Source organism: Methylobacter sp. BlB1, from assembly GCF_015476545.1.
GTDB lineage: Bacteria > Pseudomonadota > Gammaproteobacteria > Methylococcales > Methylomonadaceae > Methylobacter.
The window spans coordinates 23,365-38,374 of the sequence record NZ_JADMKV010000044.1 but is presented as its reverse complement, the minus strand read 5'-3'; the positions used below and the strand labels follow the sequence as shown (position 1 = coordinate 38,374).

Sequence of the window (15,010 nt, the reverse complement as noted above, 5' to 3'; positions counted from 1 at the left end):
ACTTTGGCACATCGTGATGCCGCAGGGAAGAGGAGGAGTCCATACCATTATCCTAATATACTGATAAATAGCTGAATAACAAAAAAGTTAGAATACGACAGCAAAATTTGGAAGATGGATTCCCTATAGAACAGAAGCTTTGCTATGATCTCAAAGCTAATACTCGATGTACGGAACTTTTTTCAAACCAATCGAAACCAGGACTGGAAATGTATATTCAAATTGACCGAGAAGACATTTGGGATGTCTACACAAAAGCAAATGCCCCGCAGGGCCTATATCGAGGAGGAGGTAATGAAGCCTCTCCTAAGATGTACAAAAGCGAAAATGGAGCAGAATCCGTAAGACCCGCTGACTTTAAAATCTTATTCGATAAAACCCTTGGAGAATACGTCGTTTATCCCGATGTAACAAAAGGACTCTCTTTTTCAAACTCACTGCAACGACTAAAAGATCTGCCGATACGAGGAAAAGTTTGGCGACTGCCTAGAGACAAGACTCTTCCTGAAGATCTGGTGATTAATTACAATTCTATCGATCACCCACTTGTGAATGTCAAGAAGAAGATGACTGTACCTGAACTTGTAGAAAAGCTAAAAGAACTCGAAAAAATGATGGAATATACTGGAGTGAAAATATCATGAGTACGATAATCCCTTTCCCCGCGTCGTTAAAAAATACAATGAAGCAGATTGCAATGGAACGAAAATATCCTGTTGTAATTGAAGTATTGAATAGAGGAACTGAAGAGGAGCTAATTCTTAATTCTCAGACAGAAGCCCAAGCACTAATTGATGTTGCTCGGATTGAAATGCTTAATGCATCTCTGAAGTATCCATTTTGGGACGAAGACTCTGCAAAATACGACAGAGCCCATGAGGACGCATTTCAAGAAATTCAAATGGGACTATTCGAAAAAACAACTATGTACATAGGACAAGCATACAAAGTTGTAACTACCGTCTGAGTCAGTCAGCATCGGCGCATACGCAAGCCAACCCTAGTATTCGTCCCATCCACAACATTTATACGATATAGGTCAGAGTCTAAACGTTAGAGGAATCTTACTCAGTGAATTGAATCAAACGTAACAACAGCTTCATTTTTCAGATAGAAAGACAGTGGGAGGATTATGAGCCGGCTGACATTGATTGAGTCGATATTTCCCCGCATGGTGGAACTGCGCAGGACCTTCCATCGCTACCCGGAGCTGGCGTTTGAGGAGGAGAGAACCGCGCTGGTCATCATGGAGGAACTGCGGCGTCTGGATATTCCTTTTGAATATGGCGGCGTGGGCGGCGGCATTGTCGGCAAGATCACTGGTCAGGACGACGGCCCGACGATTGCATTGCGGGCGGATATGGACGGCCTGCCCGGCGACGAGACGACCGGACTGCCTTTTGCCTCTGTCAATCCGGGCAGGATGCATGCGTGCGGCCACGACGGCCATATGTCCATGCTCCTGGGAGCGGCGGCCATGCTCAAGGAAAACCCGCCGCCAGGCCGCGTGGTGCTAATTTTCCAGCCTGCCGAAGAGCGAGGGGGCGGCGCCAAAGTGATGATCCAGTCCGGGGCGCTCGACCGTGTGAAAGCAATCTTCGGCGGTCATGTGATGCGCCAGTTCAGGGTGGGCGAGATCATGGTCGCCCATGGCACAATTACCGCCCAGTCCGACAAGTTCACCATCCGGATACGCGGGCGCGGCGGGCATGGCGCGCGGCCTCATGAGGCCGTAGATGCCGTAGTGGTCGCCGGTTTGCTGATCATGGCGGTGCAGACCCTGGTGTCGCGAGAAATCAGCCCGTTTCACCCTTCGGTGGTGACTATCGGCCAGGTACAGGCCGGCACGGCGGCCAACGTCATTGCCGAGCATGCTATTTTACAGGGCACGATTCGAACCACCGAGCGCCCGGTGCGAAGACACATCATCGAAGGACTCAAGCGCATAGCGAAAGCGACCGGCGCTCTGCATAACGCGGTCGTCGATGTGGAAATTTCGGAAGGCTACCCGCCCGTGGTCAATACCCAGCAAGAGGCAGAGATCGCCAGACTCGCAGCGCTTAAGGTGGTCGGGCAGCAGGGACTGGTCCCTATCGATAATCCGAGCATGGGGGCAGAAGATTTCGCCTATTATCTCAAGCAAATCCCGGGCTGTTACGTCCGTTTCGGCGCCCGGCGCGAAGGCTGGGAAAATATCCCCTTGCACAGTCCCGCCTTTGATTTTGATGAAGAAGCCTTGAAGGTCGGAGCGGCCTTCTTCGACGAGGTCGCCAGGGAAGCGATCAGAGCCTATGCCCAAGAAGAATCCTGAGCATACAACTCATCCGGACATTGAGTTCAAAGCTTGCGCCGATGCCACGCTAGGCATCGAAATCGAGTTTCAGCTGCTGGACCCTCTGACGCTGGACTTGACGGACGGCATCTCGTCGCTGTTGGACAGCTATCCCGAAACGCCGGCAATCAAGCCGGAAATGACCCAATGTTCCGTTGAGATCAACTCGAAGGTATGCGCAAACATCCGGGAATTGGAAGCGGATGTGATGTCGCTGGCCAGGACGTTGAAGGAACGTTGCGATGCGCTGGGCATGGCCCTTTGTACCGCCGGCACCCATCCTTTCTGCCGGCGTCCGGTCGGCATTACCCCGCGGCCGCGTTATCTCGCCATCGGGGAGAAGATGAGCTATCTGTCGCGCCGGCTGAAAACCTTCGCCCTGCATGTCCATGTAGGGATGCCTTCCGGCGATGTGGCACTTGCCGTCATGACCCTGCTCAAGCCCTATTTGCCCATCTTATTGGCATTATCGGCCAGCTCGCCTTTTTGGGAAGGAGAAGATACCGGTTGTTCCTCATTCCGTCAGCGATTTCTGGCGATAATGAGAGATTACGGCGTGCCGCCAAGCTTCGGTACCTGGAGCGATTTTGCCGAATTCTTCAGCCACACCCGTAAATCCGGGCTGAGCCTGATCTGCCGCGATATCCACTGGGATCTTCGCCCTTCCCCCGGCTTCGGCACCCTTGAAGTCAGGGTGATGGATGCGCTGCCCACTGTCCGCGAGAACATCATGATGGCGGCGTTGACATACACCCTGATCGTTTATCTCCTGCGTTGCCACGAACAAAAAGCATTGGGCCATCTTCCTCCGCAGCACTGGTGGATGGAAAAGATGAATCATTTCAACGCCTCCTGCTGGGGGCTGAATGCCGACTATATTGTCGATAACCAAGACCATAGCAGCCCTATCAAGGCAGTGATTGAGGAGACCTTCCAGAAGCTGGCTCCAACCGCTCTTGAACTGGGAACCACAGACTACCTGCGGCATCTGGAAAATCATCTTGTCAACAAACCCAGCTATCTCCGTCAACGTCGGCTTTTTCAGGAAACCGGCTCCTTAAGAACCGTGGCCGCCACGCTGGTCAGGGAATTGGAGGAAGAGCTGGCAACCCGCTGAATATCCGCCGTGTCTACCGTGGGACCGCAGCCCTTGCCAGGGCATTGGCTGGCTGGTTGTGCAGGCGAGGGATAGCGCGAAGGATAAACCGCTTCAGGCTTGCTGCCTGCCTGCGCAACTCATTGAGCCGATTATCGCCGCGGTGTTCGTCCCATAACTGCACCAAACCCCGATTGTCGGTGTAAAGCCATAGCCATTTTTGCTGTCTTTCCGTGGCGCATTGCATGACGACTGCCAGTGCGGCCAGTTCAGCGGCGAAGGCGCCTTTCTCCCCTATCGATCGGCTTATACGTTCAATGACCAGGCCGTCACTGTCCACCAGCAGGCCGCCGATACCGGCTTGCTGGCGCCCGTTAGCTTCAAAGCTCGCCCCATCTGCCCAACCGCAGCTCCACCCCTTCGGTACCTCAGCGGCATAGACGGCCAGGATCAGTTCATCGCGCAAGCGTAACAGAGGCGTACGGTCAGCGTTTCGCCGCCTGGCCAACAGCGTGGCGCGCCTGCGGATCCGCTCGGCCAGCGGCCCGGGTTCACTGGCTTCGGCAAGCTGCCTGAGCTTTTTGCGAGTCTCGTCGGTCGGAGCTAAAAGCGCACTGTCGACAAGTGTGTTGAGTTGTTGGGCCTGGGTTTGCCGTGTCATAAGGCAATGATGCATGTCTTTTATGGCATTGTACCGAACGGCGTGATCAGCTGCCATGGCCTCTCTGTCGCCGGCATCGCGAGCGATGCGGTTCATGCTTCACCACATCCTACCGCACTATCCGGGAGAGCAAATACTTTGCTCGGCATCCCCATAAGAAACGCCTGATGGGAGAATCTAAAGCCGACTTTTTCCAGAACCCGGATTGATGCAAAATTATCGAGATGAGTGAAAGCCATCAGATATTTCAAGCCGAGAGCATGAGCGCCATGCTGCACCCATGCCGATGCCGCTTCAGTAGCCAGCCCTTTGTTCCAATAGTCCGGCAATAGCCGGTATCCCAGCTCAAAACGCTTTAATTCGGAGCAATACATAAGACCTGAGTCGCCGATGGGCTTCCCTGAACCGCGCTCAAGAATAATCCATTTCGCAAAACCGTATTGCGCCTGATGCTCAAGATAATGCCGTATCCTGTCAAGCGTGGCATCAACCGATTTATCCGGGCCGAAAGGCGTGAATTTCATAACTTCGGGATCACCGAACCATGTGAATGCTTCCGTTGCATGGTCCGTTGAAAAAGGAATGAGGATAGTACGGGAGGTTTGAAGCTCAGTTATGTTCATGGGATATCCTTATGATAAGTTAATGAAATCAAACCATCAGCAGCGGGTTGCCAAATAAAATGCCAGAAAAGCGTGTCTGGCTGCCGTATTTACAAGCTTTTTCACTTCATTCACGAAACACAAGCTTATCCACAAAAACTGTGGATAACTCTGTTAAAAAAACAGGGAATTCATCCCAAAAACCTTATTACTCAGTCATTTGGATCAGTTTGGCTAAAAATTGGCCGAGTGCGAGATACTCCTAATAAAGTTGGAGCGCCGAATTCATCCGCTTCCTTAAAGATTTTCCACATTCAACAGTATGACTTCAATTTCCTCGGTGATTTCTTCCTGTCGATGGATCTGAAATTTCCGGCGCAGTTTTACCGTTTCATTGTCGAGATGCAGCACCGCGCCGTCCAGATGCTGCAAGCGCAGGTGATTTTCCGCCATCAGCGACGTGTAACAGAGCTTATGCATGACGGCGAATAAATAATGCTCCACCATATCTGCGAAGAAATCGGCCGGATCAAGGTTCAGCAACGGCGGAAAACCGGAGCGGGGATGGCTCTGAGCGGCTTCCTGAAAAGGCGGCAACAGGGTCAGATGAGAGAGCCGGTTAAGCGCGCTGTCGTGATAGATGGCTTTCAATTCAAAGAAACCGCGCGTTTCCTGCAAAGAAGTAACTGTGCCGAGCAGACGGTTAACGACATCGGGGACTTCTTCCGCCGTATTGGCGCCTTCTATCGTAGCCATCGGTTCAGGATAGGTATCCGGCCACTTGTTGGCCAGCCTGCTGCCGATAATAATGACGTCCGCGTAGGCTGTCGTCGCCATTTCATTGATCAGACTGTCATTGAAATCACCGCAAAGGCCTCGCTCGGACCCGATCACAATAACGATAGGGGGCGCGCTGCCAGCGGTATCCGGTACATAAGGGTAAAACGTAAGGAAATCCGCGGCCGCATCTTCAATGGCTTCGACGACCTTGTTCTGCATGGTTTGAAAGCGGAGCAATTTATGAATTTCTATAAATGCGAGATTTTTCATCGAGTTTAAAATACTCCGGATGTCCTCCATCTGGGTAATATGCTGCTTCAGCCGCCGGCTCTGGCTCATGGCTGCGGCTCCGGCTCCGGCTTAATGCCCAGCCAGTCTCTGATGGCCTGCAGCCACTGCTCGGGGCTGCTGTTCAGCGTCAGCGCCGTGCCGCTGACGCCTCGCTGGAGCCGCGCCAGAAAATCTTTGATGTCCTCCGGCTTGGCCTGGTCGAACAAGTGTTCGTTGAAGGCGATCAGCCAGGCGAGTTGAAAAGCACTGCTGAGCGGACTCAGCCGGTCCTGCTTGAGAATTTCCCGCAGCACGCGCCCGCGTTGAATCCGTGCCTCCATCGAGGCCTCCAGGCGCTGGCCGAACCGGGAAAAGGCTTCCAGCTCCAGAAACTGCAGATAATCCAGCTTCATGCGTCCGGCTTGGCTGCTGATGCTCGGATGCTGGGCCTTGCCGCCTATCCGCGAGACCGACTTGGCGATGTCGATGGCGGGGCGGAATCCCGATGCGAACAGATTGGCATCCAGATAGATCTGGCCGTCGGTAATGGAGATCAGATTAGTAGGAATATAGGAGGCAATTTCGCCTTGCTGGGTTTCGACGATGGGCAGGGCCGTCATGCTGCCGCCGCCGTTTTCGGCATTCAGGCAGGTCGAGCGTTCCAGCAGCCGGGAATGCACGAAGAAAACATCGCCAGGATAGGCTTCGCGCCCGGGCGGGCGGCGCAACAACAGGGACAGTTCGCGGTAGGTCCTGGCGTGGGTCGACAAATCGTCATAGATGACCAGCGTGTCGCGACCCTGCGCCATCCAGTGTTCGGCCAGCGCGCAACCGGCGAACGGCGCAATATATTGCAGGCCAGGCAAGGCGCTGGCTTCGGCCACGACGCAGACGGTGTAGTCCATGGCGCCTTGTTTTCTCAAGGTTTCAATGGTCTTTACCACGGTCGATCGCTTCTGGCCGATCAGCACATAAATGCAGACCACATTTTTGTCTTTCTGATTGATCACGGTGTCGATCGCGATCGAACTGCGGCCCAGGCCCTCGTCGCCGATCAGCAATTGCCGCTGGCCTCTGCCGATCGGAATCAGGGTGTCGATGATTTTAATGCCGGTATACAGCGGTTTATGAACAAAATCCCGGGCGATAATCGGCGGCGATGCTTTTTCCAGACAGCTCCGCCCGACGGAGGCCGGAGCGGGGCTGCCGTCAAGCGGCGCACCCAAGGGATCGACCACCCTGCCGATGAAAGTGTCTCCGACCGGTATGCTGGGCGCGTTTTTTGACAGACGGACCAGCGTGCCGGCTGTCAGCGCTTCGGTTTCATACAGCAGGATCGCTCCCACCAGGTCGCGGTTGAGGTCGAACACCATGGCCCGGCTGCCGTCGCCGAAAACCAGGATATCTTCGATGGCTGCCGAAGGCAGTCCCTTGATCCAAGTAATGCCGTCCCCGACCGTTACGACTGTGCCTTGTTCGGTGACCCGAAGCCCCGGTTGGTACTGATCCAGCCAGGCGCTTTGCTTGTTTACCAGGTCGGCAGCTTCGGGCTCAATCAGATCCATGATCAATCTCGGCAAAACCGGCCAGTTCATGCTGCAGGTTGGCGTGCAGGACCCAGGCGCCGATGTCGATGCGCAGGCCGGCGATCAGCTCGGCATCCTGGGCATAATGAAACACATCGGGCCTGTCGATGAGCGCCCCCAGCTTTTGCTCCAGCTTTTGCCTTAACTCGTCCGGAAGGGGATAGGCGCTGGTAATGAGGATGGACACCGATTTTTCAGCGTCTAGCATTTTCAGGCAGCGCTTGCATTCCTCGGGCAACTCATTGAAATGCTCCAGCAGCATGGCGCACAAGCGCGCTTCCAGTTCGGGGCCGGCGGATTGCCGCAGCACCAGACTGGCAAAGCGGGCGCCGTTCTGCAGCGCTTTTTCTTCAGCTTGACGCTGAATATCATGCTGCTGCCGGGACAGGATGACTTTGGCTTTTTGCCGCTCCTGCTCAAGATCGGCCTGCAGCTGGTCCATTTGCGTTTTTCTTTCGGCCTCGATTTCCCGCCGCAGTACGCCAAACGCGGCCTGTTTTTCCTTCTCCCACTCGTTTTGCCGGTTTTCATAGTGTTGGCGCAAATCTTCGGCTTCCTGCCGCAATTTCTGGGCATCGGCCAGTGTCTGGTCGATGTGCTGTTTGCGCCGGGCAATGACGGCCAACACCGGCTTATAGAAAAGCCGTTGCAGGATCCAGATCAGAATCAGGAAATTGGCGATTTCAAGCGCAAAGGTGGTGAAGTTGAATTCCATGATTGTCTGGATTGATTACTTGGCGATGAGCTCGAGCAATGGGTTTCTGAACAAGACGATCAGAATAATCACCAGACAATAGATAGCCAGCGATTCGATCATCGCCAGTCCGATAAACAACGTCCGCATGAGCGACTGTTCCGATTCCGGCTGACGGGCCAGTGACTCCAGCGCGCTGCTGATCGCTTTTCCCATGGCCAGCGCCGGCATCATGACGCCTATGGCGATGCCGATAATGGCGGCAATGGTGGAGCCGAACACGATTAAGGCGATGTCTGTCATAACTGTTCCTGTCTATTGAATTGTTGGGATTGTATCGCACCGGCCAGATAAATCAGTGCTAACATGCCAAAGATATAAGCCTGCACCAGCGCTTCGATAATATGCAGCATCAGAATCGGCACCGGCGCGAGAAAACCTGCGACCAGCAAAATGAGCATCGCCGCCATTTCCAGACTCATCATGTTGCCGAACAGACGAATCGCCAGCGCCAGCGTTCGGGTCAATTCGCTGATGATGTGAAAAGGCAGCAAAATCGGGCTGGGCGCCAGGTAATGATGCAGGTATTTTTTAAGCCCTTGGATCTTGATGCCGAACCAGTGCACCGAAAAAAACACCAGCACGGCCAGCGCCGAAGTGACCGAAAGATCGCGTGTCGGCGAATGCAGGCCGGGTATTAAGCTGAGCAGATTGGCGACAATCAGAAACAGCCATAAGGTTGCGATAAAAGGCATGATCTGCCGGCCGTACACCGGCTCGACCGCGGAAATGGCTTCCTCCAGCGCGGAAACGACGCCTTCCACCACCGTTTGCAGCGGGCCCGGCATCATGTCCAGATGCCGTGTGGCAAGCCAGGACAGCACTGCAGCGGACAGCATGATGCCCCAGGTGGTCAGGATGGATAAACTGACAGCCAGCGGCCCGAGCTCAAAAACAAATTCACTTTCCATGATTCAACCTTACCAAAGAGGCCATTCAAAAACTCTATTTATTTTGAATGAGAAAATAAACGTTAAAAATGCCGACCACAATACCGGCAAACATCAGGCTGAAAGTCCAGCATATCGGAGAGCCCGGCATAATGCTGTCCAGCCAGTGGCCCAGGTAGACGCCGCCGATGATGGGCAGTACCATGACCAATCCAAGCGTTCCGAGAAAGACCGTTTGCGCAAGCAGATTCGGGCGTTCTCGCTCCGCCTTTTTCATACGTTTGACCTGATTGTCTACCTGCTGTTTTAATCGTCGCCGGTGCGTCATAGCATTTCCCACTTGAGCGCCCGGAGCCGGGCCAGCATGGCCTGTTCCATTTTTTGCAGGCTGGTCTTGGTCGCGCGCAGATCATCTTCCTCGGCTATGAATTGCTGTTCCAGTAATGCGCTGATGCGGTCGAGATCTGTATCTACCATGAAGCGCCGCGTGCTGAGTGTCAGCTCGTTATTGTTGAAATACAGGACTGCGCCGGGCAATGCCAGGTATTGCCAATCCCCCTCCCCTTGCCGAAAGCGCGCCAGACCGAAGACGAGCGTGGTCATGAACCGGGCATGGTTGGCGCGAATGCCGAAGTTGCCCGACGCATCCTCGCCGATGAAGGCCGTCACGCCCGTTATGCGCTGTTCCTGGGTGGCATCGTATAATTGCAGTGCGAATGCTTTCATGCCGGTTCCTGCATGCTGCCGCGCATATAACACTGGGCTTCGGGCAAGTCATCATAATCCCCGGCCAGAAAAGCCTCGCAGTCGGTCAAGGTCTGCTCAAGCGGAACCGAGACGCCGGTTTGCCGGGTGTGCTGGGCCAGAACCGCAAACGGCTGGGTCAGATAGCGCTGCAATTTGCGGGCGCGCATGACGATTTTCCGGTCCCGTTCGGACAATTCCTCGATGCCCAGCATGGCGATGATATCTTCCAGTTCCTCATAGCGCGCCAGATGTTCGCGCACACTTTCGGCCACGTTGTAATGGCGGTCGCCCAGAGTATGGCGGTCCATCAGATGACTGCCGGAGCGCAGCGGGTCTACGGCAGGATAAATGCCTTTGCTGGCCTGGTCCCGGGACAGGATGACGGTGGTATCCAGATGGCTGAGAATGGCGCTGACCGCCGGATCGGTCATATCGTCCGCCGGCACGTAGACGGCCTGAACCGATGTGATGGAGCCGTGACGGCTGGACAGAATGCGGTCCTGCAGCTCGGCGACTTCCGTGGTCAGGGTCGGCTGGTAACCCACCGTGGCCGGCATGCGGCCGAGCAGGCTCGATACCTCGCTGCCGGCCTGCACGAACCGGAAGACGTTGTCCATCACGAACAGGACTTCCTTGTGCAGGGTATCGCGCAGGTATTCGGCATAAGTCAGAGCCGACAGTCCGACGCGGAAGCGCACGCCGGGCGATTCGTCCATTTGCCCGAACACCATCAGGGTGTCGGACATGACCTTGGCCTGCTCCATTTCCCGCCATAATTCATGGGCTTCGCGAATGCGCTCGCCGACGCCGGCAAACACGGAAACGCCCTGGTGAATCGCCGAAACTGCATGGATGAATTCCATCACCAGTACCGTTTTGCCGACACCGGCGCCGCCGAACAGCCCGGTTTTGCCGCCTTTGACGAAAGGGCACAGCAGATCGATGACCTTGATGCCGGTCTGCAGAATGCCGCTGATGCCGGTCGCTTCCGACAAGGCCAGCGGTTTCGAATGGATATTACGGAATTCAGTTTGAGGCAGCGGACTGCCGCCGTCCAGCGGCTCGCCGAAGATGTTCAATAACCGCCCCAGGCATTGCTTGGAAACGGGAAGCTGCAGCGGCGCGCCGGTGTCGTAAACAGTCAAGCCCCGGCTCAGGCCCGCCGTGCCGTGCAGCGTAATCGCCCTGACATGCCTTTCATCGAGATGCTGATGCACTTCGAACATGTAGACGGTATGATCGAAACGGGTGCATAAAGCCTGGCGCAAGGGCGGTAGCCGGTCGCAGTCGATAATGACCACAGGGCCATGAATTTCGGCGATGATCCCGATCGGATGTCGATCTTCTTGTTTAACCGGCAAACTATTCAATGGTACTCGCTCCGCTGATTGATGATGGATGCGCCCGACGCTTTCATCTTCCGGAATAACTCCTCCGCGCCTTGATTATTAGTATTACAAAACGCAGTCCTCACGGCAACGGGAGATGCCCAAGTTTTGTGTCTATGAAGAATCATGCATTTTTACCTCTGAACCGGAAAGTCGCCTGCCATTAATCCGATTCTGTGAGATGCTTCTCAACACAAATTAAAAATATGGTCTAGCCTAGCGGCCTGCCTATGTGGCAGGTATGCCCGTCATCTTTTGCGATGGCAAGAGATCAAGCATACGCTCAATTCAAATACTTTAATAATAATCAGGATTTAAAAATGAAGAAAAAACATTCCTTAACGCTATTGGCATTGGGACTGATGCTGTCACTCAATGCCAACGCCGCATTTATTAATGGCAGCTTTGAAACGCCGCGTTTTACGCCGGGTACTGCCGACTGGACGCTCTACTCTGACAGCACCGAAGGAATAGGCTGGAAAACCACCGCTACTGACCACCAAATTGAGTTATGGAGCGATAACTTTCAAGGAGTCGCCGCTTATGATGGCGCCCAGTTTGCGGAATTGAACGCCAATCAGGTATCCGCGCTCTACCAGGATGTTGCCGGCATCGCAACGAACAGCATTGTTGACTTTCATTTCGCTCACCGCGGCAGGCTAGGCGTCGACACCATGCAATTGGATATCGTTGACCTGGGTGCTGACAACCTGTTCGGAAGCGGGGACGATATTACATTGTTCAGTAGCCAATACAGCGATGGCAACACGGCCTGGGGCTTTTACACCAGCGATGGCCTGGCACCCATCGTTGCATTAGGCAATACCCTTCGTTTCTCATATGTCTCGATTTCGGCGGCAGGCGGTAACCCGGCTATCGGCAACTTCATTGATGCGGCCGACTTTGGCGTTGGCGTAAATGATCCTTCGCCCGTACCCGTTCCTGCCGCCTTCTGGTTATTCGGTTCGGCACTGGCCGGATTGGGCGTTTTCGGCAAACGCCGCACAGCCTAAGATATCAACCGAAATGGCACGGCCTGTTCAGCCGGAAACCTAAGATTTCCGCACTATAAAGAAACCTGCCCGGCGAAAGCTGCGGCGGGTTTTTATTTCTCTTCTCGTCTGTGGAATATTGCCGGCCGCCATCGTTAGTTTGACAGGATGTATCCCGGGATGAGATACATCAATTGCAACCGATGCGCTTCCACATGTCGGCGCCTCTTATAGCCTTAAGGAAGATCGAAAATGACTATTGCGATTAAGCCGGCAACGCCGGAACAATCCCCTGACATAGCAGAAATGGTGGGACAGCTGCTGGCAGAAATAATAAGCAGAATCGATGTAAAAGCTTTCAACTTTGATCGTAACCAAACTGCGGAAAGACTGCGGCAGTTTTTGGTGGATCAGAAATACTTCGTGTTTATGGCAGAAGACGCAGGCAAGCCGGTGGGATTCATAGCGCTTTATGAAAGCTATGCGCTCTATGCTGAAGGAGCGTTTGGAACAATAGCGGAGCTTTATGTACGCCCTCAATACCGTTCAAAAGGCGTCGGTAAAAAACTCATCGACAGGGCAAGAGAGCTTGCCGCGGCGAAGGAGTGGACCCGGCTCGAAGTCACGACGCCGCCTCTTCCCCAGTTTGAAAGAACGCTTGGCTTTTACGAGCGGGAAGGATTCGCTATTACAGGCGGCCGCAAGCTCAAGGCAGGCCTGTAATGGACAAGCCTGGAGATTGCTTTGAAAGGCTGCGTTCTCTTCCGTTGCGCTCCTGGCAAGCCGCCCCGTGTCAAGATGAACCTGCCAGCCAGGCGTTTGTGCCGATACTCACAAAAGCCGATGAGCTGATTGTCGGTAATTATTTTACAGCCGCTACCAGCTTCTTCGGCTTAATCTCGGCAAATGAGCCGCGTTCCTTGATATATAACCCCGCCAGAAAAGCGCCGCCGACCATTAACATACTCCATAGAAGAGGATGAAATTTGGTTTGTTGATACAGGCTATTTTCCAAAACGAAGCGCTCTTCCGCGCCTCGCTCATGCAGTCTGGAATTGGTTGCATAAAGGCCGTCAGACCGGTTTGCCTCTGCCTTTTTGCCCGAGTTCTGCCTTGAATCGATCATGGCTTCATTCATTTTCTCATAGAGGCGGGGCGTGTGCAGGGCCATGGCAGAATTAAGCTTCGCCATGTCGCCGACAAAAAATTCCCGTTTCGCGTGTTCAGCGCAGTAAAGGATAGCTTCGGCGACGAGCTCCGGCGCATACACCGGCACCGGCAGCTTCGGCTCATACGGCAGGTAATTTCTTGCATCCTCAGGAAATGGCGTGTGAATCGCTGTCGGTTTAATCAGCGTCACGGATACCGGCAGGCCATCAGCTTCAAGTTCTATGCGCAGACTGTTGGTGAACCCTTTGACGGCGTGTTTTGAAGCCGCATAAAGGCCTTGCAGCGGCAAGGAAGCATCGGAAGCTTCGCTGCCTACATTAATGAGCGCTCCGCCTTTGCTGCGCAAATGCTCCACGGCGATCTTGGAGCCGTTGACCACGCCCCACAGATTCGTTTCGAACAAACGGCGCAAATCTTCCTCCGGCACGTCCATTATTCGTCCGTAAATGGAGACGCCCGCATTATTCACCCAAGTGTCATAACCGCCAAACTCGGCGATGGCTTTATCCGATGCGGCCTGCAGCGCACTTTTGTTGGCCACGTCCGCAACCGCATAAATGGCCTGTCCGCCAGCGGCGATTATTTCATCCGTCAAATCGCGCAGCGCTTTCTCATTCCGTGCAACAAGGGCCACTTTGGCGCCCTCTTTCGCCGCCAGACGCGCCGTCGTCAGGCCGATACCTGAAGTGGCGCCCGTAATCACCAGAGTTTGTTCTGCTAACGGTTTTAAATTCATATGCTTGCCTCGTGTCTGTGTCTCCGGTTTACATTCGCCTTGTTACAAGACGGGAGGTTAACTCATCAGAAAATACCAACTGAATCAGCACACAGCATCGATGCCTCGCTTCAAGCCCATGAATTTTTTTATTCAGCGGCAACAGCTGGCATTTCTAACGGGCAAACAAGGTTAGTCCTTTATCAGAAAATTTCCGTGCGGTATCCAACCGACATCCGGTAAAGTACCCGCAGGTTTTGACAGTTAGCTCGACGGCGTTATGGGTGCGGGCTTGATCTTTCAGTCTTCTCATAACAGCCGAACCGGAAGCGCAAGAGCCTGCTGCGCTTTGGGCCGGCGGGCCGCTCAACGATGATGCACGCCGGCACGTTCGGGTTGATAGGTAATTTCCTTGATGCGCACTCGCAATACACCACCGCCCGGCTTGGGCCATTCGATTTCATCGCCTTGAGAAAGCCCAAGCAAGGCGCTGCCAACAGGCGCAAGAATGGAAATCCTCTCGCCCGAAGCGTCAATATCCTTGGGATAGACAAGCCTCAGGCAGAACTCCTCGGACGAAGATTCGATTTCAAACCTCACAGTGGAATTCATCGTTACCACTGTGAGCGGGACATCCTCCGGATCTACTATTTCCGCACGCGCCAGCTCACGCTCCAACTCGTCCTTTCCCGGAAAAGACTTGCCCGGTAATGAATCAATAAGACTATCGAGCCGTTCCGCGTCTAGCGACGAGATTATCAATTTCGGTTTCATATACATTTCAGGTCTCTTAGGTTTCTGTTAGTACGAATGCATAAGCCTAACATGACGTATATAACATCAAATGTTCGTATAACTTAATTTACCGTCTGTCTTTCGTGATGTTTCAATTGATCGTTTTTATTGTTGCCAGTTCAGACGAATAACTCAGGGTGTACAAGCTAATCCGGCATAGCCTCTTTTGCCCGACAGCCAGGTAGGGTATGCATCGCATACCTTTTTTGCAGTTTGATTCATGAAGATAATG

General features: G+C 53.8%; 18 protein-coding genes. 6 read left to right on the top strand and 12 right to left on the bottom strand.

Annotated features, from left to right (window positions below):
- The first annotated feature begins 209 nt into the window (after window positions 1–209).
- From IT781_RS15425 to IT781_RS15410, 4 genes are all read left to right on the top strand, one after another.
- On the top strand, window positions 210–644 hold the full coding sequence (locus IT781_RS15425; protein WP_194971070.1) for a hypothetical protein: 435 nt from the start codon (window positions 210–212) through the stop codon (window positions 642–644).
- Window positions 641–967, top strand: coding sequence for a hypothetical protein (locus IT781_RS15420; protein ID WP_194971069.1), 327 nt, complete (start codon window positions 641–643; stop codon window positions 965–967). The genes IT781_RS15425 and IT781_RS15420 overlap by 4 nt, the downstream gene beginning before the upstream one ends.
- A 165-nt stretch (window positions 968–1,132) precedes the next feature.
- On the top strand, window positions 1,133–2,311 hold the full coding sequence (locus IT781_RS15415; RefSeq protein ID WP_194971068.1) for a M20 family metallopeptidase: 1,179 nt from the start codon (window positions 1,133–1,135) through the stop codon (window positions 2,309–2,311).
- Window positions 2,292–3,449, top strand: a complete 1,158-nt coding sequence (locus IT781_RS15410; protein ID WP_194971067.1) for a YbdK family carboxylate-amine ligase — start codon at window positions 2,292–2,294, stop codon at window positions 3,447–3,449. The genes IT781_RS15415 and IT781_RS15410 overlap by 20 nt, the downstream gene beginning before the upstream one ends.
- A gap of 13 nt (window positions 3,450–3,462) precedes the next feature.
- Here IT781_RS15410 and IT781_RS15405 read toward each other — a convergent pair whose 3' ends face one another.
- The 10 genes from IT781_RS15405 to atpD all read right to left on the bottom strand — a co-directional run bounded on the left by IT781_RS15405 (window position 3,463) and on the right by atpD (window position 11,088).
- Window positions 3,463–4,185 carry a reverse transcriptase-like protein gene (locus IT781_RS15405; protein ID WP_194971066.1) on the bottom strand — a complete coding sequence of 241 codons (723 nt, stop codon included), beginning with the start codon at window positions 4,183–4,185 and terminating at the stop codon, window positions 3,463–3,465.
- Entirely contained in the window at window positions 4,182–4,712 is a 531-nt protein-coding gene (locus IT781_RS15400; protein WP_194971065.1) for a GNAT family N-acetyltransferase, read from the bottom strand. The genes IT781_RS15405 and IT781_RS15400 overlap by 4 nt, the downstream gene beginning before the upstream one ends.
- Before the next feature lie 276 nt (window positions 4,713–4,988).
- Window positions 4,989–5,810, bottom strand: coding sequence for a FoF1 ATP synthase subunit gamma (locus tag IT781_RS15395; protein ID WP_194971064.1), 822 nt, complete (start codon window positions 5,808–5,810; stop codon window positions 4,989–4,991).
- Window positions 5,807–7,306: a F0F1 ATP synthase subunit alpha gene (locus IT781_RS15390; RefSeq protein ID WP_194971063.1), complete on the bottom strand. Its 1,500-nt coding sequence runs from the start codon at window positions 7,304–7,306 to the stop codon at window positions 5,807–5,809. The genes IT781_RS15395 and IT781_RS15390 overlap by 4 nt, the downstream gene beginning before the upstream one ends.
- Entirely contained in the window at window positions 7,293–8,042 is a 750-nt protein-coding gene (locus IT781_RS15385) for a F0F1 ATP synthase subunit delta (protein ID WP_194971062.1), read from the bottom strand. Before IT781_RS15385 ends, IT781_RS15390 begins: the two co-directional genes overlap by 14 nt.
- A gap of 15 nt (window positions 8,043–8,057) precedes the next feature.
- On the bottom strand, window positions 8,058–8,324 hold the full coding sequence (gene atpE, locus IT781_RS15380) for an ATP synthase F0 subunit C (protein WP_194971061.1): 267 nt from the start codon (window positions 8,322–8,324) through the stop codon (window positions 8,058–8,060).
- A complete protein-coding gene (locus IT781_RS15375; RefSeq protein ID WP_194971060.1) occupies window positions 8,321–8,992 on the bottom strand; it encodes a F0F1 ATP synthase subunit A in 672 nt (223 codons plus the stop codon). The genes atpE and IT781_RS15375 overlap by 4 nt, the downstream gene beginning before the upstream one ends.
- 34 nt (window positions 8,993–9,026) lie before the next feature.
- Window positions 9,027–9,299 carry an AtpZ/AtpI family protein gene (locus IT781_RS15370; protein WP_194971059.1) on the bottom strand — a complete coding sequence of 91 codons (273 nt, stop codon included), beginning with the start codon at window positions 9,297–9,299 and terminating at the stop codon, window positions 9,027–9,029.
- On the bottom strand, window positions 9,296–9,697 hold the full coding sequence (locus tag IT781_RS15365) for a F0F1 ATP synthase subunit epsilon (RefSeq protein ID WP_194971058.1): 402 nt from the start codon (window positions 9,695–9,697) through the stop codon (window positions 9,296–9,298). Before IT781_RS15365 ends, IT781_RS15370 begins: the two co-directional genes overlap by 4 nt.
- Window positions 9,694–11,088, bottom strand: coding sequence for a F0F1 ATP synthase subunit beta (gene atpD, locus IT781_RS15360; RefSeq protein ID WP_194971057.1), 1,395 nt, complete (start codon window positions 11,086–11,088; stop codon window positions 9,694–9,696). The genes IT781_RS15365 and atpD overlap by 4 nt, the downstream gene beginning before the upstream one ends.
- A gap of 338 nt (window positions 11,089–11,426) precedes the next feature.
- On the opposite strand from atpD, the gene IT781_RS15355 reads away from it, so the two are divergent.
- A complete protein-coding gene (locus tag IT781_RS15355; protein WP_194971056.1) occupies window positions 11,427–12,119 on the top strand; it encodes a VPLPA-CTERM sorting domain-containing protein in 693 nt (230 codons plus the stop codon).
- A gap of 231 nt (window positions 12,120–12,350) precedes the next feature.
- Window positions 12,351–12,821 carry a GNAT family N-acetyltransferase gene (locus IT781_RS15350; protein WP_194971055.1) on the top strand — a complete coding sequence of 157 codons (471 nt, stop codon included), beginning with the start codon at window positions 12,351–12,353 and terminating at the stop codon, window positions 12,819–12,821.
- Between the two features lie 139 nt (window positions 12,822–12,960).
- On the opposite strand, the gene IT781_RS15345 is transcribed toward IT781_RS15350, so the two are convergent.
- On the bottom strand, window positions 12,961–14,004 hold the full coding sequence (locus tag IT781_RS15345) for an SDR family oxidoreductase (RefSeq protein ID WP_194971054.1): 1,044 nt from the start codon (window positions 14,002–14,004) through the stop codon (window positions 12,961–12,963).
- Between the two features lie 345 nt (window positions 14,005–14,349).
- Window positions 14,350–14,763 carry a nucleoside diphosphate kinase regulator gene (gene rnk, locus IT781_RS15340; RefSeq protein WP_194971053.1) on the bottom strand — a complete coding sequence of 138 codons (414 nt, stop codon included), beginning with the start codon at window positions 14,761–14,763 and terminating at the stop codon, window positions 14,350–14,352.
- Window positions 14,764–15,010 lie beyond the last annotated feature (247 nt).